Origin of the sequence: uncultured Sphingomonas sp. (assembly GCF_964244265.1) — a bacterium.
In the GTDB taxonomy this organism is placed as follows: Bacteria; Pseudomonadota; Alphaproteobacteria; order Sphingomonadales; family Sphingomonadaceae; genus Sphingomonas.
The window spans coordinates 1-4,808 of sequence record NZ_CAXTHV010000063.1; the positions used below are offsets into that span (position 1 = coordinate 1).

5 protein-coding genes and 1 pseudogene are annotated in these 4,808 nt (G+C 66.3%); 2 read left to right on the forward strand and 4 right to left on the reverse strand.

Going from position 1 to position 4,808, the window contains the following annotated elements:
* A partial coding sequence (locus ACFE7K_RS15520) for an FAD-binding protein (protein WP_375399098.1) occupies positions 1-1,092 on the forward strand: 1,092 nt, incomplete at its 5' end.
* A gap of 166 nt (positions 1,093-1,258) precedes the next feature.
* On the opposite strand, the pseudogene ACFE7K_RS15525 reads toward ACFE7K_RS15520, so the two are convergent.
* Both ACFE7K_RS15525 and ACFE7K_RS15530 read right to left on the reverse strand, forming a co-directional pair.
* A pseudogene (locus ACFE7K_RS15525) lies at positions 1,259-1,578 on the reverse strand (type II toxin-antitoxin system PemK/MazF family toxin).
* Positions 1,572-1,826 (reverse strand): hypothetical protein, encoded by a 255-nt coding sequence (locus ACFE7K_RS15530; RefSeq protein WP_375399099.1) that lies wholly within the window; start codon positions 1,824-1,826, stop codon positions 1,572-1,574. Before ACFE7K_RS15530 ends, ACFE7K_RS15525 begins: the two are co-directional and overlap by 7 nt.
* A gap of 148 nt (positions 1,827-1,974) precedes the next feature.
* On the opposite strand from ACFE7K_RS15530, the gene ACFE7K_RS15535 reads away from it, so the two are divergent.
* Entirely contained in the window at positions 1,975-2,991 is a 1,017-nt protein-coding gene (locus ACFE7K_RS15535) for a C13 family peptidase (protein WP_375399100.1), read from the forward strand.
* A 34-nt stretch (positions 2,992-3,025) separates the two neighbouring features.
* Here ACFE7K_RS15535 and ACFE7K_RS15540 read toward each other — a convergent pair whose 3' ends face one another.
* Together ACFE7K_RS15540 and ACFE7K_RS15545 are read right to left on the reverse strand one after the other, a co-directional pair.
* A complete protein-coding gene (locus ACFE7K_RS15540; protein WP_375399101.1) occupies positions 3,026-3,211 on the reverse strand; it encodes a hypothetical protein in 186 nt (61 codons plus the stop codon).
* 80 nt (positions 3,212-3,291) lie between these two features.
* Positions 3,292-4,404: a hypothetical protein gene (locus ACFE7K_RS15545; RefSeq protein WP_375399102.1), complete on the reverse strand. Its 1,113-nt coding sequence runs from the start codon at positions 4,402-4,404 to the stop codon at positions 3,292-3,294.
* Positions 4,405-4,808 lie beyond the last annotated feature (404 nt).

Here is a 4,808-nt window from a genome sequence, read left to right on the forward strand (position 1 = left end):
CAGGACATGGAGTTCGTCCAGTTCCACCCGACCGGCATCTACGGCGCCGGCGTGCTGATCACCGAGGGCGCGCGCGGCGAGGGCGGCTATCTGACCAATTCGGAAGGGGAGCGGTTCATGGAGCGCTACGCCCCCTCCGCCAAGGACCTCGCCAGCCGCGACGTCGTCGCGCGATCGATGGCCGCCGAGATGCGCGAAGGCCGCGGCGTCGGCGAGCATGGCGACCATATCTACCTCCACCTCGATCATATCGATCCAAAGGTGCTGCACGAGCGGTTGCCCGGCATCACCGAGACCGGCAAGATCTTCGCCGGCGTCGACCTGACGCGCCAGCCGCTGCCGGTGACCCCGACCGTTCATTACAATATGGGCGGTATCCCGACCAATTATCACGGCGAGGTCGTCCAGTTGAAGGACGGCGATCCGGACGCGATCGTCCCCGGACTGTTCGCGGTCGGTGAGGCGGCGTGCGTGTCGGTCCATGGCGCCAATCGCCTCGGCTCGAACTCGCTGATCGACCTGGTCGTGTTCGGCCGCGCGACCGGCCTGCGGCTCAAGGACCAGCTCCGGCCCAATACCGCGCACACCCCGCTGCCCCAGGGATCGGAGGAGTTCGCGCTGCAACGGATCGACCATTTCCGCAACGCCAAGGGCGGTACGCCCACTGCGGTGATCCGCGCCGACATGCAGCGCACGATGCAGAAGCATTGCGCGGTGTTCCGCGACACCGAATTGCTGGCCGAAGGCGTGACCAGGATCGACGCGATCAACCAGACGATGCAGGATGTCGGCATTACGGACCGCTCGCTGATCTGGAACACCGACCTGGTCGAGACGATGGAGCTCGACAATCTGCTCGGCCAGGCCGTGGTCACCATGCGCGGCGCGGCCAACCGCACCGAGAGCCGCGGCGCGCACATGCACGAGGACTATCCCAACCGCGACGACGCCAATTGGATGAAGCACACCATCGCGACCTTCGATGGCTGGGGCGGCAAGGGCGGCACGGTGGCGATCGATTACCGCCCGGTCCACGATTATACGATGACCGACGACGTCGAGTACATCAAGCCGAAGAAGCGGGTATATTAGGGAGCGCCGCGGTCGAATGTAGTTCGTTCGACCCGGCTATCGGCATCCGGCCCGGCCGGCGCTGCTGAAGCAGCGGCCGGCATCCTGGGCTTTCCTAGTATCTTGCTGATGAACGGCCCTTACCATCTATCGCAGGATTAGTCGCTGCAGTGGCTCGTGACTTCCCTCATTCCCCAAACATTTCTCCCAGCACCTCCAGCACCGCCCTCAACGTTGCCGCCTCGACCTGCCCCAGTCGCTTGATCAGCCGCATCTTGTCGATCGTGCGAATCTGGTCGGGCAGGATCAGCCCCTGCTTGCGCTGGAATGTGACGGAAACGCGAAATCGCGCCGGCTGGCTGCCGGTCGTCATCGGGCGATCAGGACAAGGCGTCGATGCGCATTCAATTCATCGGGCGAGACTACCAGGCAAGGGCGTGTTTTCTGTATCTCACCGCCGACCACCGGATCTAGGGCGACGAGCCAGATCTCGCCGCGCTTTACCATTCCAGCTCGGCATCTACCTCATTGCCGAACCGGCTCCAGTCCATCTCTTCCTCGGTTTCGGGGCCGAGCGCCGCGGCATCCGTAGCCCAGCCCATACGAGTCGATGCACGAACGGGCGTGGCGATAAGTTTGCCGTCCTCGACCTTCAAATCCATCGTCGCTCCGGTTGTCACGCCGATCTCGCCCAACAGCGCCCGGGGCACGATGAGGCCCATCGAATTGCCCATTCTACGCAACGCGCTTTGCATCGTCTCATCCTTTGTACTCGGCGGTAACTCAACGGCCCGTAAGCACAAGGTTGCAACATTGCTTGGGTAAATGTTGACGGTCGCGCTTCCGCGCTTGACACCGCGATGCCGCTCGGCACGGTTGAATCGTCGCTTCGGGGTGAATCACATGGGTAGTCAGCTTGTTCGCCGTCTCACCACCCTGGGCGCGCTGTTCGCCGTGCCGCTCCTGCTCGCCACGTCCGCCGCCGGCCAGTCGACCGCGCCGTACAGCGCGCCGCAGCATGTCGGCGGCTGGCCGGGGATGGTGTCGGGCGAAAATCAGGCGGAGGTCGACGCGTCGCTCGCGCTCGGGCCGCAGCTGGAGCGTGACCGGTCGCCCGCCTGGCTGCTCGACGACCAGCGCAGGCTGGCCGCCGCACTCGCCGGGCTGAAGCCGCAGAAGAAGGGCGTCGTCGATGCCTATGTCGTCGTCGTCGGGCTCGACAGCGATCCGATCTTCGGGCGTGAGGCGCGCGAGGCGGGCAAGGTGCTCAGCCGTCGCTACAATGCGGTCGGCCACACCATCGTGCTTGCGGGAACCGAGGGATCGGGCCCCAGCACCTTGCCCAATGGCAGCCCGCAGAGCCTCGCCATCGCGCTGGCCCGCGTCGCCGAACTGATGGACAGGAACGAGGACGTGCTGGTCCTCTACACCGCCGGGCACGGCGCAAAGGTCGGGCTGGCCTATCACGATGCCGATGACGGCTTCGGCATCATCCCGCCGGCGCGAATGGCGCGGATGTTCGACGAGCTCGGCATCAAGAACCGCCTGCTGATCCTGTCGGCATGTTTCTCGGGCATCTTCGTGCCCGCTCTGTCGAGCGACACCACCGCCTTGTTCACCGCCGCGCGTCCCGACCGCACGTCGTTCGGATGCGCGTCGGACAAGGACTGGACCTTTTACGGCGATGCGATGATCAACAACGCACTGCGTCAGCCGGTGCCGCTGGCCAAGGCGGGCGCGGACGCGGGCGCGCTGATCGCGCAATGGGAGGCGATGGGCAACGTCACCCCCAGCGAGCCGCAGGTCGCGATCGGCAGCAAGGTCGACACCTGGCTCAAGCCGCTGGAGGCGCGTATGCCCAGGACCGCCACGCCGATGGTCGGCCGCCCGGCAATCACCATCTTCACCGACAAGAAATAAGGCGGAACGGCCGCCCTCGCACGGCCTGAGCCGGTCAGGAACGCGCGTGGCGTGTGCCCGTCCAGGTCACGAGCAGGTTCACCGCGACCACGCCGAGATCGATCGCCGCCCGGACGCGGTGCGGCACCGGGTCGCCGGCGTCGTGCGTCAGTATCTCGATATCGGCGGACGGATGGCGGGCAATCGCAACGGTCAGCACGATTGCGGCGATGCCCGCCATGATCCTACGCCTGCGCATCGCCATATCCTCCAGGATCAACCCTATCCCGCCGGACACGGGCCGGCAAGCGCCGCACCGGATCAGCAGATCCGGCCGCCCATCAGCCCGCCGAGGCTGGGCTTGCATTTCTTCTTCGGCTTGGGTTGGTCGGCGGAACCGCCGCCCGGGGCGCCGCCGTCGCCGTTATCGCCCATGCCGGGCATGCCGAGCATCAGCGAGGTCGTCGAACGATAGCGGACGCGGGCGGTCCAGTCGGGCTTCCACGGCGCTTTCGGGTTGGCGGGGCGCGGCGGATAGGCGAAGTTGCGCTCGGGTCCATAGGCGTAAAGCTGGGCGAGCATGAACCCACTCGCCGCCGTCTTCACCTCGGCCGGAATGGCGCAGCTGGTCTGGCGGGGCGGCATGACCACCCGCCTGGCGATCAGTCCCGAGACGGTCGCCGGCGGCAGCCAGTCCCACAGCCCGGCGCCGAACTCCCTGGACGCCGCCGACGTCCACCACACCATGTCGGCATTGTCGTCACCCATTTCCCTGGCGCCGAACAGCCAGGCGTAATAGCCGGTCGCGGCGTCGACCGGTCCCCAGCTCAGCAATTGCGAGCCGTCGGGCTGTGCCTGGGTCTGCGCCGACAGCGCGCTCATGAAGTCCTGGTCCAGCGCGAACTTGATTTCCGGATTGTAATTGCCGGCGACGCGATGCTCGCCAAGCAGCGACGAGGCGGGCTTGGGCTGCTTGCCGGATTTGCCGTTGGGCCAGTCGCCATAGGTGCGCGAATTGCCGAAGGTCGGTCCCGGTTCGACGGGCACCGTCGCGGAAAACAGTCCGGGAGGGAATTGCTGCTGCCCCATCTTGCTGAAATCGATGATCACCGGCTGGCCCGGCCCGGCATGCGTGCCGCAGCCCCAGAATATCAGCAGCCGCCCCTTGGGCCGGCGGAAGTTCTGTTGCTCCGTCGCGCCGGGTGTCGGCGTTGCCTCGGGCGAGGGAACCGGCGTCACCAGCGGCACCGACGTGCCCAGCCCCATGCCGGCGGGCATGAAGTGATCGGCCGTCGCCGGCCGGGATGTCGGCATCAGCGTCGAGCCCAGCCGCAGCAGCAAGGTATGCGCGACCGAATTACCGCCCCCGCCTAACATCATCTTGCTGACGCTGATCCCCCCGGCCATGAAGCCGGAGGTGGTAGAGACGTCCATCTGATAGCGCGCAACCGGCGACGAGGACGCCGGCGGAGCGGCTGATCCCACGACCGCCATACCGGCCGCGGCAATGGTGCTGCCGCCGACAAGAGCCAATGCCGCGCGTCGCATGTTCGACCTCCCCCCGTGTCGACACATGGCTATCGTATCACGCGCCCGACGCAAAGACGGATTCGCTGGGTCGAAACGATGACGGCGTGACCCGGCGCCGGCGCCGGGTCAGGTCAATCGGCGTCGGCGGCCGCCTTGCCGCGTTTCTTGCTCGGCTTTTTGGGCGCGGCGGGTTCGATGGCGAACGACAGCGCTCCATCCTTCATCTTGACCGTTACCTCGCCGCCATGGACCAGCTTGCCGAACAGCAGTTCCTCGGCCAGCGGCTGCTTGATCTTCTCCTGGATCAG